The organism is Zwartia panacis (genome assembly GCF_030410395.1).
Classification (GTDB): domain Bacteria; phylum Pseudomonadota; class Gammaproteobacteria; order Burkholderiales; family Burkholderiaceae_B; genus Zwartia; species Zwartia panacis.
Map to the genome: position 1 here is coordinate 290494 of NZ_JAUHHF010000002.1, position 26884 is coordinate 317377.

Annotated in this window: 27 protein-coding genes and 1 pseudogene; 13 read left to right on the top strand and 15 right to left on the bottom strand. The window is 61.2% G+C overall.

The genetic code is table 11. The annotated features are described in order from the left end of the window. Positions 1–102 precede the first annotated feature (102 nt). The 9 genes and pseudogenes from QWY30_RS03965 to QWY30_RS04005 all read left to right on the top strand — a co-directional run. Positions 103–285: a hypothetical protein gene (locus tag QWY30_RS03965; RefSeq protein ID WP_290238445.1), complete on the top strand. Its 183-nt coding sequence runs from the start codon at positions 103–105 to the stop codon at positions 283–285. After that, positions 282–728 (top strand): DUF2924 domain-containing protein, encoded by a 447-nt coding sequence (locus QWY30_RS03970; RefSeq protein WP_290238446.1) that lies wholly within the window; start codon positions 282–284, stop codon positions 726–728. The genes QWY30_RS03965 and QWY30_RS03970 overlap by 4 nt, the downstream gene beginning before the upstream one ends. Next, positions 725–2071, top strand: a complete 1347-nt coding sequence (locus QWY30_RS03975) for a recombinase family protein (RefSeq protein WP_290238447.1) — start codon at positions 725–727, stop codon at positions 2069–2071. The genes QWY30_RS03970 and QWY30_RS03975 overlap by 4 nt, the downstream gene beginning before the upstream one ends. Further along, positions 2068–2463, top strand: coding sequence for a protein kinase family protein (locus QWY30_RS03980; RefSeq protein ID WP_290238449.1), 396 nt, complete (start codon positions 2068–2070; stop codon positions 2461–2463). The genes QWY30_RS03975 and QWY30_RS03980 overlap by 4 nt, the downstream gene beginning before the upstream one ends. 122 nt (positions 2464–2585) lie before the next feature. Then, on the top strand, positions 2586–3152 hold the full coding sequence (locus QWY30_RS03985; protein ID WP_290238450.1) for a carboxymuconolactone decarboxylase family protein: 567 nt from the start codon (positions 2586–2588) through the stop codon (positions 3150–3152). Positions 3153–3184: 32 nt separating this feature from the next. Next, the gene (locus QWY30_RS03990) at positions 3185–3874 is read left to right on the top strand and encodes a haloacid dehalogenase type II (RefSeq protein ID WP_290238451.1); all 690 of its coding nucleotides are present in this window, start codon (positions 3185–3187) and stop codon (positions 3872–3874) included. 132 nt (positions 3875–4006) lie between these two features. Beyond that, complete coding sequence (nrtS, locus tag QWY30_RS03995; protein ID WP_290238728.1) at positions 4007–4177, top strand: nitrate/nitrite transporter NrtS; 171 nt, start codon at positions 4007–4009, stop codon at positions 4175–4177. Positions 4178–4291: 114 nt separating this feature from the next. Then, positions 4292–7207: a Tn3-like element IS1071 family transposase gene (locus QWY30_RS04000; protein ID WP_003049965.1), complete on the top strand. Its 2916-nt coding sequence runs from the start codon at positions 4292–4294 to the stop codon at positions 7205–7207. Positions 7208–7353: 146 nt separating this feature from the next. After that, positions 7354–7728: pseudogene (locus tag QWY30_RS04005) on the top strand (ATP-binding protein); the annotation flags it as partial. Between the two features lie 156 nt (positions 7729–7884). Here the strand turns inward: QWY30_RS04005 and QWY30_RS04010 are convergent. From QWY30_RS04010 to QWY30_RS04080, 15 genes are all read right to left on the bottom strand, one after another. After that, positions 7885–8805, bottom strand: a complete 921-nt coding sequence (locus QWY30_RS04010) for a CorA family divalent cation transporter (RefSeq protein ID WP_290238452.1) — start codon at positions 8803–8805, stop codon at positions 7885–7887. 5 nt (positions 8806–8810) lie between these two features. After that, complete coding sequence (locus QWY30_RS04015) at positions 8811–9326, bottom strand: MOSC domain-containing protein (protein ID WP_290238453.1); 516 nt, start codon at positions 9324–9326, stop codon at positions 8811–8813. 44 nt (positions 9327–9370) lie between these two features. Further along, on the bottom strand, positions 9371–9817 hold the full coding sequence (locus QWY30_RS04020; protein WP_008647292.1) for a hypothetical protein: 447 nt from the start codon (positions 9815–9817) through the stop codon (positions 9371–9373). 13 nt (positions 9818–9830) lie between these two features. Next, entirely contained in the window at positions 9831–10808 is a 978-nt protein-coding gene (egtD, locus tag QWY30_RS04025) for an L-histidine N(alpha)-methyltransferase (RefSeq protein WP_034053995.1), read from the bottom strand. Further along, positions 10805–12013 (bottom strand): ergothioneine biosynthesis protein EgtB, encoded by a 1209-nt coding sequence (gene egtB, locus QWY30_RS04030; RefSeq protein WP_197022694.1) that lies wholly within the window; start codon positions 12011–12013, stop codon positions 10805–10807. The genes egtD and egtB overlap by 4 nt, the downstream gene beginning before the upstream one ends. Positions 12014–12034: 21 nt before the next feature. After that, positions 12035–12796, bottom strand: a complete 762-nt coding sequence (locus QWY30_RS04035) for an FAD-binding oxidoreductase (protein WP_042797684.1) — start codon at positions 12794–12796, stop codon at positions 12035–12037. Next, the gene (locus tag QWY30_RS04040) at positions 12789–13397 is read right to left on the bottom strand and encodes a sulfite oxidase-like oxidoreductase (protein ID WP_008647302.1); all 609 of its coding nucleotides are present in this window, start codon (positions 13395–13397) and stop codon (positions 12789–12791) included. The genes QWY30_RS04035 and QWY30_RS04040 overlap by 8 nt, the downstream gene beginning before the upstream one ends. Positions 13398–13414: 17 nt before the next feature. Beyond that, entirely contained in the window at positions 13415–14824 is a 1410-nt protein-coding gene (locus QWY30_RS04045) for a mercuric reductase (protein ID WP_034053982.1), read from the bottom strand. Then, entirely contained in the window at positions 14821–15198 is a 378-nt protein-coding gene (locus QWY30_RS04050) for a DUF427 domain-containing protein (RefSeq protein ID WP_487300239.1), read from the bottom strand. The genes QWY30_RS04045 and QWY30_RS04050 overlap by 4 nt, the downstream gene beginning before the upstream one ends. Beyond that, a complete protein-coding gene (locus QWY30_RS04055) occupies positions 15135–16355 on the bottom strand; it encodes a bifunctional alpha/beta hydrolase/OsmC family protein (RefSeq protein ID WP_008647313.1) in 1221 nt (406 codons plus the stop codon). Before QWY30_RS04055 ends, QWY30_RS04050 begins: the two co-directional genes overlap by 64 nt. Further along, positions 16352–16792 carry a peptide-methionine (R)-S-oxide reductase MsrB gene (msrB, locus tag QWY30_RS04060; protein ID WP_034054008.1) on the bottom strand — a complete coding sequence of 147 codons (441 nt, stop codon included), beginning with the start codon at positions 16790–16792 and terminating at the stop codon, positions 16352–16354. Before msrB ends, QWY30_RS04055 begins: the two co-directional genes overlap by 4 nt. Before the next feature lie 567 nt (positions 16793–17359). Next, positions 17360–18562: a protein adenylyltransferase SelO gene (locus QWY30_RS04065; protein WP_290238454.1), complete on the bottom strand. Its 1203-nt coding sequence runs from the start codon at positions 18560–18562 to the stop codon at positions 17360–17362. Between the two features lie 4 nt (positions 18563–18566). After that, positions 18567–19055, bottom strand: coding sequence for a peroxiredoxin family protein (locus QWY30_RS04070; protein ID WP_290238455.1), 489 nt, complete (start codon positions 19053–19055; stop codon positions 18567–18569). Positions 19056–19140: 85 nt separating this feature from the next. Then, a complete protein-coding gene (gene msrA / locus QWY30_RS04075) occupies positions 19141–19650 on the bottom strand; it encodes a peptide-methionine (S)-S-oxide reductase MsrA (protein WP_008652077.1) in 510 nt (169 codons plus the stop codon). 124 nt (positions 19651–19774) lie between these two features. Further along, entirely contained in the window at positions 19775–20626 is an 852-nt protein-coding gene (locus QWY30_RS04080; RefSeq protein ID WP_052157284.1) for an AraC family transcriptional regulator, read from the bottom strand. A gap of 69 nt (positions 20627–20695) precedes the next feature. Between QWY30_RS04080 and QWY30_RS04085 the strand changes: the two genes are divergently transcribed. The 4 genes from QWY30_RS04085 (at position 20696) to QWY30_RS04100 (ending at position 26775) form a co-directional block, all read left to right on the top strand. Next, complete coding sequence (locus QWY30_RS04085) at positions 20696–22555, top strand: glutamine--tRNA ligase/YqeY domain fusion protein (RefSeq protein WP_197970338.1); 1860 nt, start codon at positions 20696–20698, stop codon at positions 22553–22555. Between the two features lie 252 nt (positions 22556–22807). Beyond that, complete coding sequence (locus QWY30_RS04090; protein WP_290238456.1) at positions 22808–23002, top strand: hypothetical protein; 195 nt, start codon at positions 22808–22810, stop codon at positions 23000–23002. Between the two features lie 38 nt (positions 23003–23040). Beyond that, on the top strand, positions 23041–23745 hold the full coding sequence (locus QWY30_RS04095; protein WP_079385910.1) for an isocitrate lyase/PEP mutase family protein: 705 nt from the start codon (positions 23041–23043) through the stop codon (positions 23743–23745). 114 nt (positions 23746–23859) lie between these two features. Further along, positions 23860–26775 (top strand): Tn3-like element IS1071 family transposase, encoded by a 2916-nt coding sequence (locus QWY30_RS04100; RefSeq protein ID WP_003049965.1) that lies wholly within the window; start codon positions 23860–23862, stop codon positions 26773–26775. The last annotated feature ends 109 nt before the right edge of the window (positions 26776–26884 follow it).

Here is a 26884-nt window from a genome sequence, read left to right on the forward strand (position 1 = left end):
ACATTGTCTTGCGCGACAGGAAATATTTTGTCCGAATAACAGGTTCTCGTCACTCACGACAAAGGCTGAGAAAAGCCAGGTACTGCGCCGGTATGAACCTTCATGCCAGCATCCGTCCCTCGCCCCAAACAAAAGAAGCCCTCAGAGCGGTCCCCTGCGGCCATCGCGGGTGTCATCCTGGCCATGGCCGTCATCCGCATGCGCGACCGCCAGGATGGACTTGATAACCTGACCGAACAGAGCGTTAGTACGGGGTGTCCTGACCACCAAGGAGAACCCCAGTGACTGAACCCGTTGTGGCCCGCGTGGCCGCCCTCAAAACCGCCAGTACCGCCGAACTCAAGCAGATATGGCGGGACCTCTTCGACCAAGACGCGCCCCCGTTCAACCGCCGCTTCCTTGAAACGCGCCTGGCGTACCGCATCCAGGAGTTGGCCTACGGAGGCCTTAAGCGCGAGACTGCAAAGCGCCTTGAACTGCTGGGCGAACAACTCGATGGCGGCAAGCAGGAGGTCCGGCGCCGTCGGCTGGACAACCGCCCGATCGCCGGGACTCGACTGATCCGCGAATGGCAAGGCACACCTTGCGAGGTCGTGGTGGGTGTCGACCACTTCGACTACCAGGGCCGGCGATACAAATCTCTTTCCAGCATCGCGCGCGCCATTACCGGCACCAACCGCAATGGCTGGGCCTTCTTCGGGCTGAGCTCGGCAAGGAGCGGCGCATGACGGCAGACCGCCGCCTGATCTGCGCCATCTACACGCGCAAGTCCACAGAAGAGGGGCTCGACCAGAACTTCAACTCGCTGGACGCGCAGCGGGATGCCTGTGAGAACTACATCGCCAGCCAAAAATCAGAGGCCTGGCTCATGGCGCGGGAACGCTACGACGACGGGGGCTACTCCGGGGGCAACATGGAGCGCCCCGGCCTCAAAAAACTGCTGGAAGACGTCCGCAGCGGCATGGTCGACATCATCGTCGTCTACAAAATCGACCGGCTCTCGCGCTCACTTGCCGACTTTGCCAAGCTGGTCGAGATTTTTGATGAGCACAAGGTCACCTTCGTGTCGGTGACGCAAGCGTTCAACACAACCACCTCCATGGGCCGGCTGACATTGAACATCCTGCTGTCCTTTGCCCAGTTCGAACGAGAGTTGTCTGGCGAGCGAGTGCGCGACAAGATTGCAGCCTCACGCCAGCGCGGGATCTGGATGGGTGGAATGCCACCGCTGGGCTATGACGTTTCAGACCGCAAGCTAATTCCCAACCCGGAAGAGGCGAAGGTCGTGCGGGAGATGTTCACGAGGTTCGCTGCGATGCCCTCGATGGCCACGCTTGTGAGAGACATGCGCGCCAGGGGCGTCACATCCAAGTCGTGGACCACCGGCAAGGGAATCGAACGCCAAGGCAAGTTGATCACCAAGGGCTACGTCTACAAGGTGTTCAAGAACCCTGTCTACATCGGTATGGCCGCCTACAAGGGGCAGCAGTACCCGGGCGAACACAGCGCCATCATTGATCAAGAGGTCTGGGACACGGTGCAGGAACTGCTCAAAGCGGGCGACAAGCACGTCAAGGGCGGCTGTGGGATGCGCGAAACCAAGGCGCAGTCCATGTTGCGCGGTTTGATCTTTTCCCCGGAGGGCCGGGCCTTCACGCCTGGCTGGACTAGCAAGGGTCCAAAGCAGTACCGCTACTACATCAACACCGACGCCATCAAGCTCGGCAAAGAGGCCTGCGAAGTCCGACGTGTACCGGCCGGCGAAATCGAAGGGGTTGTGGTCGAGCAGTTGCGGGGCGTTTTGAGAGCACCGGAAATTCTGGCTGCCGCGGTCAGGGAAGTCACCTTGTCTCGACCGGACATCAGCGAAGCCGATGCAATCCAGACGTTGCAGTCAATTGACCAGGTCTGGGACAACTTGTATCCGGCTGAGCAGGCATGCATCGCCAAAGCGCTGATCGAGCGGATCACGGTTCGCACGGACGGTATCGATATCAAGTGGAAGTCCACAGGCATGACCAAACTGCTTCGCGACACGGTCATGCAACAAGCCTACAAGGAGGCGGCATGACTCAAGCTGCGCAAATGCCGGAGACGACCCACATCCCAATGACCTTTCGACCGCGGGGCGGCAAGACGGTCATCGTCTTGCCTGATGGATCGCGTGGTGTGTTTCGCCGCGAGGCCACGATCGACAACACGATGATCAAGGTGATCGCCCGCGGATTCCGGTGGCAGCGACTGCTTTACGACGGGACCTACGCCACCATCGAGGACCTGGCTGCCGCGGAGAAGATCAACCCTTCCTATGTCAGCCGCATCCTGCGCCTGGCCTACTTGTCGCCAAAAGTGGTTCAGGCAATTCTTGATGGGTCACACCCAGCATGGCTGACCATGAAAGATCTTCTAAGGCCCCTGCCGTCAGACTGGGCGGAGCAAGAACGACTCTTGCTGCGCGCCTGAGTCGCTTAATCCGTTCCTGTCAGCTAGCCGAGACGAATTGAGCCAATAACGAGACTAAAGGGAAGATTAATTCATCTCGACAATCCCTAAAATATCAGTTCACTAGATAGGAAGAGGCTCCAATGTCCAGCAAGTACATCAATTCCCTCACCCCCGTCGCGCTCACGAGTGCCAACGCCCCGCAGCGCGAGATCCTTGAAACTGCGCAAAAACAGGTTGGCTTCATCCCGAACATGTACGCCAACATGGCTAACGTTCCTGGCATCCTCAGCACTTACCTGCACGGGTATGGGCTGTTTCGCAAAGATTCCGGGTTCACGCCGACGGAGCAAGAGGTCGTTTTCCTGGCTGTCAGCCAGGTCAACGGCTGCAAATACTGCACGGCTGCTCACAGCATGATCGCCGACAAGGTCTCCGGCGTGCCGGCGCCTGTGCTTCAAGCGATCCGCGCGGGTCAGGCGATCCCGGACGCCCGCCTGGCTGCCTTGTTCGCCCTGACCCAGGAACTGGTGAAGAACCTGGGTCAACCGACCCCCGCCTCGGTCGAAGCTTTCCTCAAGGCCGGCTTCACCGAAACCCATCTGCTGAATATCGTTCTTGCCATTGCGGTGAAGGTGCTGAGCAACTACACAAACCACGCGTTTGGCACGGAAGTCGACGAGCGTTTTGCAGCCTACAAGGTCGCGTGAGTTGGCCTGACAATTGACCCAGGAGGTACCGGATGGCGGCTTTGAACGGGGTGGTCTTCGATGCTTACGGTACGCTCTTCGATGTCCATTCGATCGGGCGTCGGGCTGAAGAGTTGTTTCCCCAGATGGGCGCGGCCATTTCGACCCTCTGGCGTGACAAACAGATTGAATACTCCCGGCTCGTGTCCCTGTCCGACCCCTCACCGGGGGGCAGTCGCTACTACCAGCCCTTTTGGGACCTGACCCGTGCAGCGCTGGAGTACAGCTTGGCGAAGTTAGGCCTGGCTCACGGGACGCAGGAAGTCGATGACCTCATGCGAGGCTATGCCCGGCTCGATGCGTACCCGGAATGCGAAGCCGTGTTGAAGGCGGTGAAGGCGCGGGGGCTGAAGACGGCCATCCTATCAAACGGCTCGCCCGACATGCTGAAAGTGGCCGCTGACAGTTCAGGCCTGGCCCCTTGGCTGGATCATGTGATTTCTGTCGACTCCACCCGGCAGTACAAGACCAGCCCCGTCTGTTACGCGCTCGCCTCCCAGACCTTGCAGGTGCCCACGGAATCCCTGATGTTCGTTTCATCGAACGCCTGGGACGCCATGGGGGCGACCTGGTACGGATTTCGAACTTGTTGGGTCAACCGGCAGAACCTGCCGCCAGAAGCGATAGGCTTGCCGCCGCACCATACCTGCCGCACGCTTGATGGGCTGATCGACCAGCTCTGACGCACGCACAGCCGCTTGGCATGAAGTCACCCGCCCTCAGACAAGACAAGGCCTCTTGAAGTGACGACCTCGACGGCGAAGGCCCTGGTGCTGACTGCTCTTTCCCCGAAGATCCGCCGGAGCGCCACCAAGGTGGCCCTCCTGGTCGGGAGTGTGCTCAACCTCATCAATCAGGGAGACGCAATTTTGGGTCCTGCGGAAATTTCGTGGGCTCACGTGGCACTCAACTTTTTCGTCCCCTTTTGCGTCTCCAGCTACAGCGCTGCAAGGAAGGGGTCTCCTCGTTTTCAGTGCAATAAGTGACGGTACGCAAAGCTAGCACTGGCGCGGGGGTGGTCTGGGTAGACCGTTGATTTCATTGACTTTCCTGTTCGCTTTGTAAACGGGTATGGTGGCCTCCCACTTTTGAGGTTCACGATGCAGGGTTGGCACACAACGTTTTTGGGGATGCGTGGGCTCCCCCGCGATATCAGCGACTTCGAGATGAAGGCATTTTTCACCTTCGATGGTGCCGAGCGCGACGCAATCAATGCACGCCGAGGTGATTCCCACAAGCTTGGTCTGGCGCTCCATATTGGTTTCCTGCGCATGAGTGGGCGTTTGCTCGGTGCCTTTCGGGTAATTCCAGTAGCCTTGTGGCGCCACCTTGGCAACGAGCTTGGCATTGCAGCACCAGAAGTCGCCTCGCTGAGAGCCATGTATGAACGCGGGCGCACGCTATTCGATCACCAACAAGTAGCCTGCACGGTCCTTGGATTCCAGTGGATGAGCGAGCACCAGCGCCGCTCACTGGTACGTGAACTGCGCGACGAAGTGGCGCGCTGCGCCGACCGCGATCAGCTACTCGTGCGGGCGCGTCAATGGCTGTACAAGAACAAGCTGGTGATCGTGCACGAGCGGGCAATTCGGACACTGATTGCGGCGGCACTTGCCCAGCTTGAAGTTGAAACAGGCACCGCCATCGCCGCCAGCGTTGATCCAGCAACACTTGATCGCTGGCGAGCCTCAGTTTCAGAGCTGCGCCCAGATGGACAAACCCAGCAGAGTTGGCTATGGGCTGCACCGGCGAAACACTCAACCCGCCAAATCAGCGAGGTACTGGAGCGCATCGACCTGCTTTACACGCTGGACGTTCATAAGCACCTGGCAGACATCCCCGATCTCATCTTGCGCCGCTACGCGCGCCGACTTGTCTCCAGGCCGCCCTCAGCCGGAGCCAAGATCAAAGAGCCAGCGCGCACCGTGGAGGTCGCATGCTTTCTTCGGTATTGCCTGTTCACCACCACAGACCAGTTGATCCTTATGGTGCAGCGCCGGATCGCCGATCTGTGGCGTCAGGCTGCCGCCGATGTCCCCGCTACCGTCAATTGGGCCGCAATGTACAAAACGCTGCTCGGCGAACTTGTTGCCTTGAGCGCGCAAGGTGCGGTGCCAGATGCTGAGTTGCGTGCCCGTCTTGAAGCCTTGATCACCGAAACCCAGAAACGCAAACCACCGAGCAGGGCCTCCCTGGTCCGCGAGGGATTGATTGATGGAATTCGCCCCGTGCGGTCGTTGCTCGTCGCCATTGCAAAGCTGCCCTGGCAGGCCACCGGCGAGCATCCTGCCATCGAGTACCTTGCCAAGCTGCAAGCTTTATATCTCAAAGGATCCAGAAAGCTGCCAGTTGAAGTGGTGGCACCAAGTCTGGGAATGATCTGGCAGGTTTCGATCTCCAGCCCAGACCGGGAACGGGCGTTTCAGGCGTTGGAGGTGGCCACCCTGTTTGCCCTGCGCCGCGCGGTGCGCAATGGCTCGGTCTGGATTGAGCACAGCCTGAGCTTTCGGGGTCGTGCGCGCTTGTTCTTCACGGACGAGCGTTGGCAGGCAGAGTCCAAGAAACACTATGCCCGTCTATCGTTACCCAGCAAGGCTGCCACTTTCTTGAAGCCTTTGCTGGCCAGAGTAACTGCCGGTGTCGATGCGGTGGCCGCTGCAGCCCGCAGTGGCGTACTGCGCGTGGATGATGAACTCCATTTGTCGCCATTGCCCGCAGAGGACGAAGACCCAGAAGTGACCAAGCTGCGCGCGGCTTTGGATCACCGCATCGGTGAGGTTCAATTGCCGGAAGTGATTCTGGCCGTTGACGCCCAGGTGCGCTTTAGCTGGATCATGCTCGGACGTGAGCCGCGCTCTACCGACGAGCTGCTGATGGTCTATGCCGGCATCATGGCCCACGGCACCAGTCTGACTGCGGTCGAATGCGCGCGCATGATTCCGCAATTGTCTGCCACCAGCATTCGCCAGGCCATGCGCTGGGCGCGGGACGAACGGCGTCTGAGCCAGGCCTGCCAAGCTGTGCTGGAATTCATGCAGCGACACCCGATTGCCGCCACCTGGGGGCGGTCCGATTTGGCATCTTCTGACATGATGAGCATGGAGACCACCAAACGGGTGTGGCAAGCCCGGCTTGATCCTCGGCGCAACACACCTTCCATTGGAATCTACTCCCATGTAAAAGACCGGTGGGGCATCTTCCATGCGCAGCCCTTTGTGCTCAATGAGCGCCAGGCGGGCGTGGCCATTGAAGGTGTCATCCGCCAAGAAAAGCTGGAGACCAGCCAGCTTGCTGTGGATACCCATGGCTACACCGACTTTGCCATGTCACATGCCCGTTTGCTTGGTTTTGATCTTTGCCCGCGGTTGAAGGAACTCAAACAGCGCCACCTCTTTGTGCCACGCGGCACCAAAGTGCCCGCAGAAATCGCTGCGGTGTGCGAAGCCAATGTCGACGTCGCTTTGATCGAAAAGCATTGGGATAGTCTGGTGCACCTGGCAGCCTCGGTCATGAGCGGACATGCCAGTGCGGTGGCAGCTCTTGCGCGGTTCGGTTCTGCCGCCCAGGGCGATCCAATCTATGAGGCTGGCGTGCAATTGGGGCGGTTGCTGCGTACGGCGTTTTTGGCTGACTACTTTGTCAAGGACGCTTTCAGGAACGAGTTGCGCCGGGTGCTCAATCGGGGCGAGGCTGTTAACGCCCTCAAGCGCGCCATTTATACCGGCCGGATCAGCCCGGCGCAGGCCAAACGTGTCGATGAAATGCAGGCTGTGGCCGATGCGTTGAGCCTGATGGCCAACATCGTGATGGCGTGGAATACCTCACAGATGCAGGCGGTCCTGGATCGCTGGTCGAACCGCCGCCAGGTCATTCCACCGGAACTGATCGGGAAGATTGCGCCCACCAGGCTGGAGAGCATCAACTTGCGGGGTGTGTTTCGCTTCCCGGTTGACCGCTATGCTGACCAAATCCTGCCTTCGCGGCCAAATGCATCGATAACTGGCACCAATGGATGAAACCGACCACGGTTTGACGCCACGAATCGCAGATTTGAAAGTGAACAGGAAAGTCAATGAAATCAACGATCTACCAACACCACCTCCGCGCCAGTGCTAGCTTTTCGTACCGTCACTTATTGCACTGAAAACGAGGAGACCCCAACAAGTCCGGGCAGTTGGCACACCGGCTGATGTACGTCGATCTGGTGATCCTGGATGAACTGGGCTACCTGCCGTTCACGCAGTCGGGCGGTGCGATGCTGTTCCACCTGCTCTCCAAGCTCTACGAGCGAACGAGCGTGGTGATCACCACCAACCTCACCTTCTCGGAATGGAGCAGCGTCTTCGGCGACGCCAAGATGACAACCGCCTTGCTCGACCGCCTCACGCACCACTGCCACATCGTGGAGACAGGCAATGAGAGCTGGCGATTCAAGCACTCCAGTGCCGCTGGCGCGGCACCGTCCAAGCCACGTGCAAAAGCTCAGAAAGGAGATCGAAAAGCAGCAGACCCGATAGACTTATCCACAACCGAGTAGCCAGAACATCCATCAACCCAGTGGCTCAGTATTCGACGTGATCACTGGCTCAGTTGTGCTGATGAATCAACAGGCACGTATCGTTTTTCCTAACAGCGCACCCGTCCTTGATGGACGGCTCCGAAGATACATCTCAAACAGTCCACAAACCGTCTACTAAAGCCATTTGAACCAGCGAAAGACCGCTACCAACCCAACACTCATTAGTAAGCAAAGACCTACCAACACCCAGAAGCCATTGGTGGCATCTGCGAACGGCAGTCCCAGAAGATTGGCGCCAAACAGGCCAGTGACAAAGTTCAAGGGCAAGAAGATTGTGGATACCACGGCAAAAAAATAAGAGCTTTGATTCAGCTGTCGCTCCTGAATGCGGTTTGCCTGGTCACTGAGGATATCGATACGGTCACGCAAATTCTCCAGCGTTTCGAGCAACCGCAACAGCTGGTTCAGGTGCTCCTCCAGTCGGCCTCGGTGATTTATATTCAGCGGCGGGACGACGAGAGTTGTCAACGTTTGAAGAACGGCTCGCTGGGGGCCAAGATGACGAAGAAAGCCAGAGATCGCGGTCTGGGTATTGGCCATGCTCGGGCATGCCGCTTCCGTCTGGTGCTGAACCAGAAGGCCGCCGATCAGATCCACCCCATCCTCCAGCATCTCGACCTGCTCGGAAACTTCCGCGAGGTGCTCTTCGATGAGATCGCAAAGGAAGTCACCTGGCGTTGCAGGGCCGCGCCCCTGAGAGATGTCTTCTGCAAGTTCGAGGATGGGATCCACATCCTCCTCGCGGGTCGTGATAACCCGACGCTCATCAATCCAGATTCGCATGGACACCATGTCCTCTGGATGCCCCACTCCATCAGCTCTCAGATGCATCGCTTTGAGCAGAACCATCACACCCTGCCCGTGCGACCGGGTATCTTCAGAGACCATCGCTGCGGCGATCAGCTTGTCCAGGCCGGTCGCGCTCGAGAGAAAACCTTCCGTCTCGCGGTGGTGGATGCACATGTGCAACCACGACGCACCGCCGGTCATCTGGAGAAGATGGAGGAACCCAGGCGTACGCTCTGCTTCGATCATGGCTCTCAGCCCACGGTGGATTCAACGTCAAGGTTAACGGTATCTCCAACCCGTAGCACGCCACCTACGACGATCCGTGCCGTGGCGCCCCCGTGACCACGCAGCGCGGCGTAACCGCCTTCACCGAGCTCGTCCTCCATGCGTGAACAAGGAGGACATGGCCCCGTGATTTCAATGCGGACCGAACCGCCAATTCGCCAGACAAAGCGCTCTTCCCGGAAAGGTGAATGCATCGCGGCGATGTTGATCCCCGAGATCACGAGGTTGCGCCGCAAACGCTCCGGGGCAATTGGGGCTTGCCCCGTCCAGACCCCGAGCAAGCTGAGGTGCTCAGCCTGGATCAGACTCAGCTCGCGATGGCGTTGCGCATCCGACTGACGAAGCCGCAGGGAGCGGTGATCGCCAATCAGCCCGAGACCCGGTTCGGCCCTGGCCTCCTGCACGGACACAGCGTCCTTGAGGCGATCTGGGCGCAGAACGATGGCACCAAGTCGACCTGTGCCATGAAAGCGCCGGACCAAGTCGCGCAGCGTGCCGCCCATCGTTCAGACTCGAATGAGGTGCATCACAAGACTTCCTCTATGTGCAGTTCGCGTTGCCGGAAGCTGACAACATCACCGGCTCGGGCATCTGCGATCGCTGCGTAGATGGGCGCCTGGGTGGAAATTCCCATGTAGGTGTTGCCGTCGCACTGGAAGGCATCGCTAGCAACCGCAATCACGAACCAACGCCCGTCGATGCGAACCACGGCGCCTGTCTCCACCGAATCCCGGGGACCGAAATCGATCTGACGTAAGACTTCCAGGGCCTCCTGATGATCGTGAATGGGGCATTCGAACGCCTGCGCCAGAGCGGCATTGTTGACGGCCCGCGACGCCGCATCGCTTTCACTGGGTTCATCTCCGCGGCCCGCCGCACCGACCAGGTATTGCGCATAGGTCTGTTCAGCAAACCGCAGGCGCCCTTCGGCAAGGTCCAGCATGGTCTGGCGCAGATGGGTCTTGTTGCTCATTAGGACTCCTTTTTCAGGTCGACGTTTGTTGCGTTGGGGTGAACGGTAGCCGGTGCCAGACGGTGATGGCGTACCAGCCTCGGGGGTCGGTCAGGGTGCAGGTGTTGTCAAACCCGCTTCGGCGTGCGAGGTGTTCGATTGAAGCCAGGGAGTATTTCTGGGATTGCTCTGTATAGATGGTCTCCCCGGCATGGAATACAAACCCTCGGTCAAGGGTTCTGCTGTGGACCACCTGGTCAACTTGGCTCACCAGAAAGCTTCTGGCCACGTGTTCCAGCGGACAGTAGCTGGCGTAGTGCCGAAATTTCGTCAGATCGAAGTCCATGCCCAACTCGCGATTCAACCGCGTCAGCAGATTCAAATTGAACGCAGCGGTCACGCCCTGTGAATCGTCGTATGCTGCGCGCAACATGGCCGGGTCCTTGACCAGATCCAGACCAAGCAGCACAAGGTCACCCGGGCGCAAATGCGAATGCACCCGCTGCAGCAGCTTGACGGCACCGTGTTCGTCGAGGTTGCCCAGATTGCTGCCCAGCAACATTGCAACCTGGCGTCGCCCTTCGGCAATCTGAGGCCAATGCTCGAAATAGTCTCCCAGCACCGGTTCGATGGCCATGCGGGGGAGGTACGTGTCAAAGCGGCGGCTCAGATCCGCTAGGGCGTGTGCGGACACATCCATAGGCCTGTAGATGCAATCCACTTCACGTTGCGCCAGTGCCTGGCACAGCGACAGCGTTTTGGCCCCGTCGCCGCTGCCCAGTTCAATCAGATCGATCGGGCTGCACCGAGGATCTATCCACCGGGAAAGCTCATCCGCGCGTGAGCGCAGCAGCTCGTGCTCAAGGCGTGTGAGGTAGTACTCGGGCAGCGCCATGATCTGCTGAAACAGGCGCGAGCCCTCATCGTCGTAGAACCAAGCGGATGAGAGCGCCTTCTGTGGTCGCGTCAACCCTTGCAGAACATGCTCCGTCAGTCTGTCCCGATCAGTCATGCGGACTCCCGCGAGCGAACAGGACGGATGCCCGTGAACTGCCAACGCAACGGAGCGTGAAAGAAGTTCCGGTATGTCAAACGGGCGTGGCCCGGCGATGTGGCCCAGGACGCTCCGCGCAAGACCTGCTGGTTCACCATGAACTTCCCGTTGTATTCGCCCACTGCGCCCTCGCTGCGGGCAAAACCGGGATAGGGCTGATAGGCACTGCGCGTCCATTCCCATCGACGCCCCCAGTCGAACCGGCTTGCCGCTGCTTCCCACTCGAACTCGGTGGGCAATCGCCACCCCGCCCAATCGCAGAAAGCGTGTGCCTCGTAGTAACTGACATGCGTGACTGGTGCCTGACTGGTCAGCGGCATCACCCCCTGGAGCGTGTAATGACCCCATCCGTCAGGCTGGTTAGGGTCGGGCTGCCAGTACATCGGCGCACGGAATTTAAGCGTTTGCACCCAGTCCCAGCCTTCCGCATGCCAGAGCGAATGGCGCTGATATCCTCCGTCGCGCATGAACTGAAGGTATTCATCATTGGTGACTAGCGCCACACGGATGTCTACTCCTTGAATGAGCGCCAAATGCGATGGCGACTCGTTGTCGAAGGCGAACCCTGGCCCCTGGTGGCCCATGCGAATCGTCTGCCCTTCGACGCTAAGCCAATCGTCCAGTGGTGGGCAGGTTCCATCATGTTCGGCCGTCACATCTTGGGGACCGATGCCCAGAGGGTCATACGCCGGATGCAATGGGTTGTGGCCCAGGATGTACTTGATGTCTGTGATCAGCAACTCCTGATGCTGTTGTTCATGCTGCATGCCCAGCTCTACCAAGGCCGCGACCGCGGGCTCCAGTGGTTCCTTCAGCATACGGCGCATGGACTCGTCCACATGCGCGCGATACGCCATCACCTCAGCCACCGTCGGGCGACTCAAGCTCCCTCGCTGCGGGCGTGCCAGGTGAGCGCCCTCCGATTCGTAGTAGCTGTTGAACAGGTAGCCATACAGAGGATGGAACAGTCGATAGTCCGGCTGTTGTTTCGCGAGGACAAAAGTCTCGAAGAACCACGTGGTGTGGGCCAAGTGCCACTTCGGCGGACTGACGTCGGAAACCGGTTGGGGAACATGGTCCTCGGCACTCAGAGGGGCACACAGACGTTCGCTGCGCGAACGGACAGAGACGTATCGGGTTAGGCGGATGTCTTCAGGTGTCACGGCAGATGAGAAAAAAGAGAGTCAACTTCCGAAGCGCTCGGTGCGGATGGAGACCTCGGGCACATTTAGCCCGGTGACCATATGAACGATGGACTCGACAAAGTCATTACGCCCGCAGATGAAAACCTGCGCAGATTCGGTCGCCACATCACCCAATTGCTGCAATGCCCAAGCAACATCGGCTCCATCAATGCGGCCAACGTGGTCCTGTGCGCGCGGGGCACAGGTATCCCGCGAGAGCGCCAGTCGGCTGCGAAACCGCGGCGTAAACGCTTCCCATCGCTGCAGGGTGGGCCAGAGCAACACTTCGTCAAGATGGCGTGCGGCAACCAACAGCGTTGTATGCGCTTGGCTGTATGCACCCACGCGTTGCGCTGCCATGGACAAAAGGGGAACGACGCCAGATCCTCCCCCAATCAGCAAGGCTGGTCGTGTGTTCGACTCGTCAAGCACAAAATGACCTCCAACCGGTCCGAGGACTTCAATCGTTTCGCCGTGCTGGGCCTTGTCGTGAAACCAGGTGGATACTTCGCCATCGTCCAAACGCTCAATGCCAAGCTCATAGAGCCCGGTACGTTGAGGAGGTGAGAGGAGTGAATAGCTCCGTTGTGCCTGATAGCCGTCTTCCGCTGTCAGTCGGACATCCAAATGCTGGCCCGGCCTCGGGCGAACCCATCTGTCAGGACGCAGCACCACCCGCATGACGCGTGGAGTCAGTGCCTGCAACGCATCGATGCGTGCGGTCTGCCAGCTCAGCCGGTGTTGACCAACAGCCTCATCCATAGCGCTCTTCCTTGAAAGGGTCGCCTCGCATGTGATAGCCCCGCAGTTCCCAGAACCCGGCCTCGTCGCGCTCGTTGAACTGCAGCGCATTGACCCACTTGGCCGACTTCCAGAAGTAGAGATGCGGCACCAACAGGCGTGCCGGTCCCCCGTGCTCGGGCGCGAGCGGTCGGTCGTCGTAGTGCGTTGCGATCATTGCGCGCCCTTGTGTCAGATCGGCCAACGGCACGTTGGTGGAGTAGCCGTCCTGAGAATGCGCCAACACCCAAGGCGTGGGCGCTTCCAGTCCGGCCGCCTGCAACAAGGTGTCCAACGTCACACCGCGCCAGCGGGTGTCGAATTTCGACCAGGTGGTAACGCAATGGATATCGACCACCTGCTCGGTCTGGGGCAGGGCCTGGAATTCGCTCCAGGTCCAAACGCGAACCGGCCGCACACCGACCTTCAAGGTCAAGCGCCAATCGCCAAGCGCCAAGGCTTTTGGGGTGGGGCCCGCAGTCAGCACGGGAAAACCTTCCGTCAGGGACTGTCCTGGCGGAAGTCGACCGCCGTGGTTGTGGACATCGCGATTGCGGCCGCTGAATGAGCGGTTGATGGGCATGGTGTGGGTCCTCCGGCTCACCCAGAACTTGCGGTCAAGGGCTTGCGTCGATCAATGATGGTGGGCAGGAACTCGGTGACCGTCGGGTGAACGGGCAATGCATCCCGGACCAACTTCCAGGTGCCGCCACTGGCCATCACCAGACCGATCGCCTGAATGATCTCGTCCGACTGGATCCCGAGCATGGTCGCTCCGAGGAAATGACCACTGTCCTCATCGATGAGGAGCTTGATCTTGCCCACGGTTTCGCCTTCTTCCTTCGCGCGACTGACGTCCTTCATGGCGTGAACCGCCTGGGAAATGCGTCGCCCTTCGGTCACGAGTTTTCGCGCGTCGGCCTCATAAAGACCGACGTGGGCCAGCGGAGGATCGGTAAACATGGCATAAATGCCGACGCGCGCGGCGGCGCTGCGTTGCCCTCCGGCCAGGTTCTCCGCCACGATGTCCTGATCGTGGTAGCTGGTGTGGGTAAAGGCCCCGCGCTGATTGATGTCACCCAGCGCCCAGATGCCGGGAACCGCGGTTTCGAGCCGGTCGTTGGTGACCAGGTAGCCTCGCGCACTGACCTCCAGGCCCACCGTTTCCAGGCCCAGACAGTCGGTGTTCGGTATTCGCCCGGTGGCCACCAGCAGGTGGCTGCCATCCACGCTGCGGCCACCAGCCAACTGCACCCGCACGCCAGCGTCGTTGTCCGCCTTGCCGACCCGCTCAATGCGCACGCCGGTGTTCACTTCGATGCCTTCCGCTGTCAGCATTCCGGTCACAGCGGCTGCAATGTCCTCGTCCTCGCGGGCCGTGAGGCGGGGCCCTGTTTCCAGAATGGCAACCTCACTTCCCAGCCGCCGAAAGATCTGAGCCATCTCCAGGCTGATGTATCCACCGCCGATGATCACCAGCCTGGACGGTAATTCACGCAGCGCCAACAGCCGTTCGTTGTCCAGGAACGGCAGCTCGTCCAGCCCAGGCACCGGCGGAACAAAGGGACGTGTGCCGGTGTTCAGCACCACCTTGGGCGCCACCAGCTGATGCTCGCCGGCCAGCACCACGAACTGTTCGCCTTCACGGCCCGCCAGGCGACCGCGCGCCTTGATGATGGTGAGTCCTTCCAACTGGCCCAGCCAGGCCTGCAGGCCAGAGCGAGCCTCCTCCACCCGGCGTTGCATGCGCTCCATCGCTGCCCTGAAGTTGACCTGGACCGACCCGGTTTGCACACCGAATTCGCTGGCCCGGCGCGCCATGTGAGCCACACGAGCCGACTTGCGTAGGGTCTTGGTTGGGGTGCAGCCCCGATTGACACAGGTACCACCCAGGTCACGCTCCTCGATGAGCGCCACCTTCATACCCCGGGCAACGAGTGTCGCGCCCAGAAAGGGACCGGCCTGACCGGCTCCGATCACGATCGCGTCGAACCTCTGTTCCCCGCTCATGGCCGCACCTCGACACCGCGCCAGAACGCCACCCTGCCGGTCACCGCCTCCGCACCAGCCTTGGGCGACGGGTAGTACCACGCCGCGTCAGCGTTCACGTCTTCGCCGACCACGACGTCGTAGTAGCTGGCCCGCCCCTTCCATGGACAGGTGGTGTGCGTATCGCTTGGTTTGAAATGTTCCGGGCGCAACGCGTCGTGTGGGAAATAGGCGTTGCCTTCAACTTCCACGATGTCATCGCTCTCAGCGATGGTGGTGCCTTTCCAGATGGCTCTCATGCTCCGTCTCCTTCGTTTGTGTGTGGTTGGGATCAGTCCCGAATCAGTGTGGTGGTGATCACCGGATGGTTCTCCAGCGTTCGATGCACGGGGCAACGATCGGCGATGCGCAACAGGTCCTGTCGCTGGCTTTCACTCAACGGTCCGCTCAGCAGGAGCTGCCGCGTGACGTGGTCAACCTGTCCCGAGCGATCCCCGCACTCCTGGCAATCGGTCGCGTGCGCGCGCTCATGACGCAACCTGACCTGGACATCCTTGAGCGCATAGCCTTTTCGCTTGGCGTACTGGCGCAATGTCATGGACGTGCAGGCGCCCAGCGACATCAGCAGAAGTTCATAAGGATCGGGCCCGCGTTCGCCACCACCCACTTCCTTGGGCTCATCGGCGTCGAGGTGGTGCGGACCTGCTCGCATCGATCGCCAGAAGGCGTGATCGTGCTCCCCCACCCACACCTCGCCCGCACGAAGGTCCGACGGCGCATCGTTTCGCTCGGCTCGCATCGGCAGAAACCGCGAGGCCCAGGCGCCAATCAGGTCAGCCGCATACTGCGCATCGGCCGGGCGCGTGAGCAGATGGTCCGCATCGTCCAGGCTGATGAAACTCTTAGGATGTCTGGCCGCCTTGAACAGGTCCTGTGCCTCGCCGATGTCCACCACCGCGTCACTTGGCGCGTGCATAACCAGCAAGGCCGCGCGAAGCCCCTTGACCGGGTTCTCGTGGGCTTGGGCCTGGAGCTCTTCAATGAAGGCCGGCGCGATCCTGAACGCCCGGCCGCCCAGGTCGACCTGGATCTGCCCATCCTCTTCGGACTTGGTCGGACCGAAGTGACGAAGCACATGGTCGGCCGTCGCGGGTGCGCCCAGCGTGCAAACCGCCCGTATGCCGTCGAGGCGGGCAGCCGCCGCGATGGCCGCCGTCCCCCCCAGGCTGTGTCCGACCAACAGTGCAGGCATGCCGATCGTGCTCTGCATCCAGTGCACCGCCGCCACAATGTCCGCCACGCTGGACGAAAAGCCACCGCGCCCGAAGTCGCCTTCGCTCTCGCCCAGACCGGTGAAATCAAAGCGCAGCGTGGCGATGCCCTGCTGAGCCAGCGCCCGGCTGATGCGGGTCGCGGCGAGAGAGTTCTTTCCGCAGGTAAAGCAGTGGGCAAACACCGCCAGGGCTTGTAACGGTGCATGGTCCGGGCGTTCCAAGACACCCACCAGCAGACCCTGGCTGCTGCCAGCGAAGCCTACCTTTTCGCTGCTCATGCTTTCTCCAGTGCCAGGGCGTTGATGCAGTAGCGCAGACCGCTGGGCTTGGGTCCGTCGGGAAACACGTGACCCAGGTGGGCGTCGCAGACGTTGCACGTCGTCTCCACCCGCACCATGCCGTGGCTGTTGTCTCCGTGATAGCCCACCAGACCCGGGGCAATGGCCTGCGTGAAGCTGGGCCAGCCGCTGCGGCTGTCATATTTGGTCGACGCATCGAATAGTTCAGTGCCGCAGCACACGCACCGGTAGATCCCGGGCGAAAACAGCGTACACATCGAGGAGCTGTGCGCCCGTTCGGTGCCCTTGAGCCGCGTGATTCGGAACTGCTCGGGCGTCAGCTGTTGGGCCCACTCGGCTTCGCTGCGCTCAACTCGGCGCGGTGGCGTCGGGTTGCCCGTTTCCACCAGTTGAATCACTCCTTTCCAAGTCAACATGTCGGGCCCAGGCTCCGGTGCCGCCGGTTCGTTTTCCAGCCGCTTGAGAAAGGTGACGAGCTTGTCGGCGTCGATTCGGAAATGGTTGTAGACCACTCTGCCATCGGGATCGATCAGGATGAACCAGGGTGTGCCGCCGTTGCGGTAGCGGCGCATCAGCTCCGAACCCGCGCCGTCCTGTTCGTCACCGGCGTCGTGCCCGAAGGGAATGCCCAGCGCGTAGCGGGAGTGATTGGCCAGCATGCGCTCCCAGGTGTTCGAACCGAAGTCCTCGAACACGGTCTGGACTGCGGCGAACCCGACGAAGTCGCTCCCCCGAAACGCGTCGACCACCCGGGCAAGCGCCGGAAAGCCGGTCGCATGGCACCCCGGGCAGGCGTCCTGAAAACAGAAGATGAGCTTGAACCGGCCGGGCATGCGGTCCAGGTCGAAGTGTTCCAGCGCCTGGCCCGACGCGTCCACCCACCGGGTCACACCCAGGGGAGCGGCCGCTTCGCCAAGGACACCGGGTTCCTGTTTCGTTGTGGTCATGCGAAGTCTCCTTTCAGAAATCGTTGGGTACCCCAATCAGGTGCCGCAGAAGGTGCGGTGGGCTGCGGCCACTTCGGGCGAGGCCGGCAGCGTGAATGGCCGCGCGGACTCCACCGTCTCGTACGGCCGCCCCAGCACCGCCAGCAGGCGCTCGAACGGACCGAGGTCGGCCTCGTCCACGGCACTCGACAGCGCCGCCTCCACCTGGTGATTGCGCGGGATCACGAAGGGATTGACCGACCACGCCGTTGCGGCGCAGTCCTGCAAGGTCCTTCCCTCCCGGGCCATGCGCTGGCGCCAGCGCGCCATGGCCGGCTGCTGGCCGTAGGCATATCGCCCCTGACGGTCGATCGAGCTGAACACCGTGGCCGGATCGAAACCCTCCATGAACGCACACGGACCATAGTCGATGGTCTCGCCCGAAATGCTCATGTTGTCGGTGTTCATCACCCCGTGGATGAAGCCCACGCCCATCCAGCGTGCAATCAGCTGCGCCTGCCGCTCACAGACGGCCTCCAGCATCGGAATGGGCTTGTCGGAAAGCTTGGCGAGGGCGGGGTCATGCCGCGCCACGGCATAGTCGAGCAGCCGCCGAAGCATCACCTCCTCCTCCCGCGCCGCGAAGAACTCAAAAGTGCCCACCCGCAAGTGGCTGGCCGCCACGCGCACCAAGATCGCCCCGGGGGGCGAGCCCTCGCGGTTCACCCGCTCACCGGTCCGGATCACCGCCAGCGCACGCGTCGTGGGAATGCCCAACGCGTGCATGGCCTCGCCCATGAGGTACTCGCGCAGCGCCGGGCCCAGTGCCGCCTTGCCATCGCCACGGCGCGAAAACGGCGTACGGCCCGACCCCTTGAGGGCCAGGTCCCGACGCTGTCCTGCCGTGTCGATGAGTTCCCCGAGCAGCAAGGCGCGGCCATCCCCCAAGTGTGGCGAGAACTGGCCGAACTGGTGTCCCGCGTAGGCCTGCGCCAGCGGCGCCGCCTCAGCCGGCATTTCCACGCCGGACAGCCACGCCAGACCGGTCGCAGACTTCAGCGTCGCCGGCTCCAGCCCCAGCTCCAGCGCCAGGGCGTCGTTGAACTGCACCCAGGCCGGGGCCGGGGACGGCTCGGGCTTCCAAGGCACATAGAACCCCTGCATGTCCCGGAAGAAGCTGTTGTCAAACGGCAGCCGAAACGCCGGGCCCGTCCCCGGCGTCTTCGGCTCCGACACGGCCTTTGGTGTGGACGCACGCATGACTTCAGGCCGCCTTGAGACCATCGTTCGAAGCGCCGAACGCCCCGATCAGCTGCCGCTCGTCGAGCTCGAAGTCGCTGTAGAGCACCTCGTCCAGCGGATCGATCACCAAAAACCACGGCGTGCCGCGCGTCCCGTAGTCCGCCACGAGCGACGACGCGCGTCCGATCGCAGGGTCGTGTCCGAACGGAATGTTCAAGCCGTAGCGCAACTGCGTCTCGCGCAGGCGCTCGAAGGTGTTGGACTCGGCGCCCTCGAACACGGTCTGCACCGCGGCAAACGCGAAGCCGCGATCGCCCAACGCCTTGATCAGCTTCTGCAGGGTCGGAAAGCCATGGCTGTGGCAGCCCGGACACCAGTGCTGGAAGCAGAAGATCACTTTGAACCCGTCGCCCAGATCGGACAGCTTCAGCGGTGCCATGCTGCGCCCTTCGCCGTCGATCCACCACGGCACCCGCAGCTCGGGCGCCTGTTGAATGCACCGGGATTGCATCACCATCTCCTCAGGAAAAAAACAGACACACCGGGTCGGCCCGCCCACTGGCGCGCCGACCCCCACCGTTCTTGAGCGTTGGCCGTCAGCCGATCTCGCGTCGCGGCAGCTTCCAGCCCGCACGGGGGTAGTGGCAGGTGTAGCCGTTGGGGTGCTTGACCAGGTAGTCCTGATGCTCGGGCTCGGCCTCCCAGAACGGCCCCGCGGGCGCGAGCTCGGTGACCACCTTGCCCGGCCACAAACCCGAGGCATTCACATCGGCAATGGTCTGCTGCGCCGTGGCCAGCTGCTCGTCCGAGGTGTAGAAAATGGCCGACCGGTAGGAACTGCCGCGGTCATTGCCCTGGCGCCCCGGGGTGCTCGGATCGTGGATCTGGAAGAAGAACTCCAGCAGGTCGCGAAAGCTCGTCTGCGTGGGGTCGAACTCCACCTCCAACGCCTCGGCGTGGGTGCCGTGGTTGCGGTAGGTGGCGTTGGGCACATCGCCGCCGCTGTAGCCCACACGGGTGCGCAACACGCCAGGCAGCTTGCGCACCAGGTCCTGCATGCCCCAGAAACAACCGCCGGCCAGGACTGCTTTTTCGCTCGGGTTCATCGTGATCTCCTTCAAAGTTCTGCCTCAAGGCATTGAACCTGAAGTCGGGTCCGTTCGGCACAGCACAACGGCATTCGGCGTCCGCATCACGCCACCGATCGTCCAGAACCAGGGCGCGATGGACCTACGGCTGACTCAGATGCTCCATCTGCCAAGCGCTGGGCGATTGCCCCGAGGCCCGTTGAAACGCTCGCGCGAATGCGGTGGCATTACCGTAGCCCACCTGAGAGGCCACCGCCTTCACTGCCTGCCCTTGCGCGAGTAGGTTGCGGGCAACCGCCATGCGCCAGTGGGTCAAGTAGGTCAACGGCGGTATGCCCACCACCTGGACAAAGCGCAGGGCAAAGGCAGACCGGGACAGGTGCGCCAGCTCCGCCATGCTGTCAAGCGTCCAGTCGTGCTCTGGCGATTCGTGCAGCATGGACAGCACCACACCCAGACGGCTGTCGACCATGGCCTCCAGCACACCGCCGGACAGCAGTTGCCGATCAATCAGGTGACGCACAAGCACCACGAAGGTGTATTGCAGCAGGCGGTCGATCGCTGCCCGATAACCAAAAGCACGTGCCTCGGCCTCCTCGAACAGCAGCTCTACCGGTCGCTGCAGCGATGACGTGGCGGTCAAGTCAATCACCGTGACGTCCGGCAAGATCATGTCCAGCGGCGGCGCCAATTCACTGAGGGTGGCGCACATCAGGTCCACCCCCTGCGGCCCTGAGCCCTGAACCCAGTGCTCCAACGCGCGGGGAAGCAACAGCACGCTGGGCGCCCGCACGTTCAGCGGCGCAAAGCCCTTGCGCGTCAGTTGCAGCTCGCCGCGACTCAGCAGGTGCATCGTCCCCTGCTTGAGGCCGTCAGCCTCGGATCCCTGCGTCAGGGTACAGAGATTTCCCGAGAAAAACATGCGCGCCGTGGGGGTGAACCGTAACAGCTGGTTCAGCAGAGAGGCGTTCGGCAAGGGAGTGCTTTGGTTCAAGCGCGTGACACCTGTTGTGGGTTAGACCTTGATTATATTGGAGCTTCCGCCTCTCCTTAGAATGACTGCATGCCCCCCCCGTCCCTTTCGTCCAGCATCTCTCGACACCACCAAGCTCCCGCAGAAATTGAGGGCCAGGCGCTCAGGACGTCAAACTTCCTGCGCCAGGTCATTGAAAAAGACCTCGCCACCGGCACCTACGCCCAGCGCCAATGGGGCGGCGGCCCGGGTGATGCCGCCTTCCACGACGCCGGCCAGCCCGACCCGGCCAAGATCCGCACCCGCTTCCCGCCCGAACCCAACGGCTACCTGCACGTGGGCCACGCCAAGAGCATCTGCCTGAACTTCGGCCTGGCGCGCGACTACGGCGGCGTCTGCCACATGCGCTTTGACGACACCAACCCCGAGAAGGAAGAAAAGGAGTACGTGGACTCCATCCTCGACGCGGTGCAGTGGCTGGGTTTCAACTGGGAATCCAACTTCAACGGCAAGCAGGAAAGCCACCTGTACTACGCGTCGAACTACTTCGACTTCATGTACCGCGCGGCCGAATACCTTATCACCGCCGGCCACGCCTATGTGGACGAGCAGACAGCCGAAGACATGCGCATCAACCGCGGCGACTTCGGCAAGCCCGGCGTGGACAGCCCCTTCCGCAGCCGCAGCCCGGAAGAGAACCTGGCCCGCTTCCGCGAGATGCGCGACGGCAAACTGGCCGACGGCGCCGCCGTGCTGCGCGCCAAGATCGACATGGCCTCGCCCAACATCAACCTGCGCGACCCGGCCATCTACCGCATCCGCCGCGCCACGCACCACAACACGGGCGACGCCTGGTGCATCTACCCCATGTACACCTTCGCGCACCCCATCGAGGACGCGCTGGAGCAGATCACCCACAGCATCGCCACGCTGGAATTTGAAGACCAGCGCCCGTTCTACGACTGGTTGCTGGAGCGTTTGTGCGAAGGCGGCCTGCTCAAGGCCCCACCGCCGCGGCAGTACGAATTTGCGCGCCTGAACCTGACCTACGTGATCACCAGCAAGCGCAAGCTGGCGCAGCTGGTGAACGAGAAGAAAGTCAGCGGCTGGGACGACCCGCGCATGCCCACCATCGTCGGCCTGCGCCGCCGCGGCTACACGCCCGAGGCCATCCAGCTGTTTGCCGAACGCATCGGCGTGACCAAGAGCGACTCCTGGATCGACTACAGCACGCTCGACGGCTGCCTGCGCGAAGACCTGGAAAACAAGGCCCACCGCGGCATGGCCGTGCTTGACCCCGTCAAGCTGGTGCTCACCAACTGGGCCGAAGTGTTCGGCTCTGACGGCTACACCGAAGACTGCACCCAGCCCGCCCTGCCCCACAGCACCATTGCCGAAGGCCAGACGCCGCCGCCTGACCGCGTCTTCAAGATCGGCAAGGACGTGTGGATCGAACGCGAAGACTTTGAAGAAGTGCCGCCCAAGGGCTACAAGCGCCTGTTCCCAGGCAACGTGGTGCGCCTCAAAGGCGGCTACGTCATCGAATGCACGGGTTGCGCCAAAGACGCCGAAGGCAAAGTGACCGAAGTGCACGCCAAGGTCATCCCCGGCACCAAGAGCGGCACCCCCGGCGCCGACAGCGTCAAGGCCAAAGCCGCCATCACCTGGGTGGGCAACGCCGACGGGGTGAGCGCCGAAGTGCGCCTGTACGACCGCCTGTTCACCGACCCGCAACCCGACGCGGGCGGCAAGAACTTCCTGGACGCGCTGAACCCCGACAGCCTGAAGGTGGTGACGGCGGTTGTGGAGCCTTCACTGGCTGCAGCGAAGCCAGACCAGAAATTCCAGTTTGAGCGCCACGGCTACTTCGTGGCCGACCGTGCGGACCACGGGGTGGGCGGGAAAGTGGTGTTCAACCGGGTGACGGGGTTGAAGGATCGTTGGAATTGATCGCTATTCCCACTCTGTGCTTGCTTAATGCCTCGTACAAATCGTCTTTGCTGAAGACATCGCCTTGCACCACTTCACTCTCAGAATCTGGGGGTAGCTATCTACTCCGTTTTGGCGAGTAGGTGAACAGATCCGGAACAACGCGCGGTTGACACGGCCACATAGGAGTTGCGGAGCGTTTGCCCGGTAAACCTGTCTTGAATCGTCCCGAGGAGATTCGAACGCGCTGCCTAAAGCAACCACGCAAGCAACGTGAGCCGTTTTTCGACACCGACGAATCTGTGCATGCGCTGGTTATGGTCGAAAAGTGAGGCGCTCTACCAAATCGCAAAAACGGCAGGAAGTACATGGGTGTGTGGCATACCTCCCCCGACAACAGGGCGCACGCTTTACGACAAGTTGATGCGGTGTCTGGGCGAGATTGCCCATACGCACGATACCGACTGAAGTACCCGCCACCAACTTCGGCGACTAGGATGGCCATAATGAGCCAAATCCAACGGGGTCTACGGTTCCAGCAATTGCACACTGCCGAGGCCATCTTTCTGATGCCCAACGCTTGGGACGTTGGTAGTGCGCTGATGCTCGCGTCCTGCGGCTTTCCCGCTATCGCCACTACGAGTGCAGGCGTGGCTTTCTCGCTGGGATTCCCTGATCAAGAAGCTGCTGTGAGCAGGGAGACCATGCTGGATCGCGTGGGGTCCATTGCTGCGGCAAGTCCACTTCCTGTCTCCGCCGATCTCCAGTCGGGCTACGGTGCGAGCCCTGAAGAGGTTGGAGAAACCATCGCGGCTGCGATTCGTGCTGGTGTGGTGGGCGCGAACATCGAGGACTACAGCGGCAATCCTGCGCAAGCCCTGTTCGACAGAGAGCACGCTGTCGCGCGCGTTCGGGCAGCAAGACGCGCCGCGGACGCGTCGGGAGTTCCTTTTGTTCTGACGGCCCGATCCGATGTCTACCTGACTGGTGCGAGCAATGTTTTTGCAGAGGCCGTCGAGCGATGCAATGCGTACCGAGAGGCGGGTGCGGATTGCCTCTTTGTGCCGGGGGCTTCCGACCCCAAGACCATCGAAGCGCTCGTCCGGGAGATCAATGCCCCCCTCACCGTGGTCATGGGCCTGACAGGTTCACCTCTCACCGTGCCCCAACTCGGATCTTTGGGGTCTCCTCGTTTTCAGTGCAATAAGTGACGGTACGCAAAGCTAGCACTGGCGCGGGGGTGGTCTGGGTAGACCGTTGATTTCATTGACTTTCCTGTTCGCTTTGTAAACGGGTATGGTGGCCTCCCACTTTTGAGGTTCACGATGCAGGGTTGGCACACAACGTTTTTGGGGATGCGTGGGCTCCCCCGCGATATCAGCGACTTCGAGATGAAGGCATTTTTCACCTTCGATGGTGCCGAGCGCGACGCAATCAATGCACGCCGAGGTGATTCCCACAAGCTTGGTCTGGCGCTCCATATTGGTTTCCTGCGCATGAGTGGGCGTTTGCTCGGTGCCTTTCGGGTAATTCCAGTAGCCTTGTGGCGCCACCTTGGCAACGAGCTTGGCATTGCAGCACCAGAAGTCGCCTCGCTGAGAGCCATGTATGAACGCGGGCGCACGCTATTCGATCACCAACAAGTAGCCTGCACGGTCCTTGGATTCCAGTGGATGAGCGAGCACCAGCGCCGCTCACTGGTACGTGAACTGCGCGACGAAGTGGCGCGCTGCGCCGACCGCGATCAGCTACTCGTGCGGGCGCGTCAATGGCTGTACAAGAACAAGCTGGTGATCGTGCACGAGCGGGCAATTCGGACACTGATTGCGGCGGCACTTGCCCAGCTTGAAGTTGAAACAGGCACCGCCATCGCCGCCAGCGTTGATCCAGCAACACTTGATCGCTGGCGAGCCTCAGTTTCAGAGCTGCGCCCAGATGGACAAACCCAGCAGAGTTGGCTATGGGCTGCACCGGCGAAACACTCAACCCGCCAAATCAGCGAGGTACTGGAGCGCATCGACCTGCTTTACACGCTGGACGTTCATAAGCACCTGGCAGACATCCCCGATCTCATCTTGCGCCGCTACGCGCGCCGACTTGTCTCCAGGCCGCCCTCAGCCGGAGCCAAGATCAAAGAGCCAGCGCGCACCGTGGAGGTCGCATGCTTTCTTCGGTATTGCCTGTTCACCACCACAGACCAGTTGATCCTTATGGTGCAGCGCCGGATCGCCGATCTGTGGCGTCAGGCTGCCGCCGATGTCCCCGCTACCGTCAATTGGGCCGCAATGTACAAAACGCTGCTCGGCGAACTTGTTGCCTTGAGCGCGCAAGGTGCGGTGCCAGATGCTGAGTTGCGTGCCCGTCTTGAAGCCTTGATCACCGAAACCCAGAAACGCAAACCACCGAGCAGGGCCTCCCTGGTCCGCGAGGGATTGATTGATGGAATTCGCCCCGTGCGGTCGTTGCTCGTCGCCATTGCAAAGCTGCCCTGGCAGGCCACCGGCGAGCATCCTGCCATCGAGTACCTTGCCAAGCTGCAAGCTTTATATCTCAAAGGATCCAGAAAGCTGCCAGTTGAAGTGGTGGCACCAAGTCTGGGAATGATCTGGCAGGTTTCGATCTCCAGCCCAGACCGGGAACGGGCGTTTCAGGCGTTGGAGGTGGCCACCCTGTTTGCCCTGCGCCGCGCGGTGCGCAATGGCTCGGTCTGGATTGAGCACAGCCTGAGCTTTCGGGGTCGTGCGCGCTTGTTCTTCACGGACGAGCGTTGGCAGGCAGAGTCCAAGAAACACTATGCCCGTCTATCGTTACCCAGCAAGGCTGCCACTTTCTTGAAGCCTTTGCTGGCCAGAGTAACTGCCGGTGTCGATGCGGTGGCCGCTGCAGCCCGCAGTGGCGTACTGCGCGTGGATGATGAACTCCATTTGTCGCCATTGCCCGCAGAGGACGAAGACCCAGAAGTGACCAAGCTGCGCGCGGCTTTGGATCACCGCATCGGTGAGGTTCAATTGCCGGAAGTGATTCTGGCCGTTGACGCCCAGGTGCGCTTTAGCTGGATCATGCTCGGACGTGAGCCGCGCTCTACCGACGAGCTGCTGATGGTCTATGCCGGCATCATGGCCCACGGCACCAGTCTGACTGCGGTCGAATGCGCGCGCATGATTCCGCAATTGTCTGCCACCAGCATTCGCCAGGCCATGCGCTGGGCGCGGGACGAACGGCGTCTGAGCCAGGCCTGCCAAGCTGTGCTGGAATTCATGCAGCGACACCCGATTGCCGCCACCTGGGGGCGGTCCGATTTGGCATCTTCTGACATGATGAGCATGGAGACCACCAAACGGGTGTGGCAAGCCCGGCTTGATCCTCGGCGCAACACACCTTCCATTGGAATCTACTCCCATGTAAAAGACCGGTGGGGCATCTTCCATGCGCAGCCCTTTGTGCTCAATGAGCGCCAGGCGGGCGTGGCCATTGAAGGTGTCATCCGCCAAGAAAAGCTGGAGACCAGCCAGCTTGCTGTGGATACCCATGGCTACACCGACTTTGCCATGTCACATGCCCGTTTGCTTGGTTTTGATCTTTGCCCGCGGTTGAAGGAACTCAAACAGCGCCACCTCTTTGTGCCACGCGGCACCAAAGTGCCCGCAGAAATCGCTGCGGTGTGCGAAGCCAATGTCGACGTCGCTTTGATCGAAAAGCATTGGGATAGTCTGGTGCACCTGGCAGCCTCGGTCATGAGCGGACATGCCAGTGCGGTGGCAGCTCTTGCGCGGTTCGGTTCTGCCGCCCAGGGCGATCCAATCTATGAGGCTGGCGTGCAATTGGGGCGGTTGCTGCGTACGGCGTTTTTGGCTGACTACTTTGTCAAGGACGCTTTCAGGAACGAGTTGCGCCGGGTGCTCAATCGGGGCGAGGCTGTTAACGCCCTCAAGCGCGCCATTTATACCGGCCGGATCAGCCCGGCGCAGGCCAAACGTGTCGATGAAATGCAGGCTGTGGCCGATGCGTTGAGCCTGATGGCCAACATCGTGATGGCGTGGAATACCTCACAGATGCAGGCGGTCCTGGATCGCTGGTCGAACCGCCGCCAGGTCATTCCACCGGAACTGATCGGGAAGATTGCGCCCACCAGGCTGGAGAGCATCAACTTGCGGGGTGTGTTTCGCTTCCCGGTTGACCGCTATGCTGACCAAATCCTGCCTTCGCGGCCAAATGCATCGATAACTGGCACCAATGGATGAAACCGACCACGGTTTGACGCCACGAATCGCAGATTTGAAAGTGAACAGGAAAGTCAATGAAATCAACGATCTACCAACACCACCTCCGCGCCAGTGCTAGCTTTTCGTA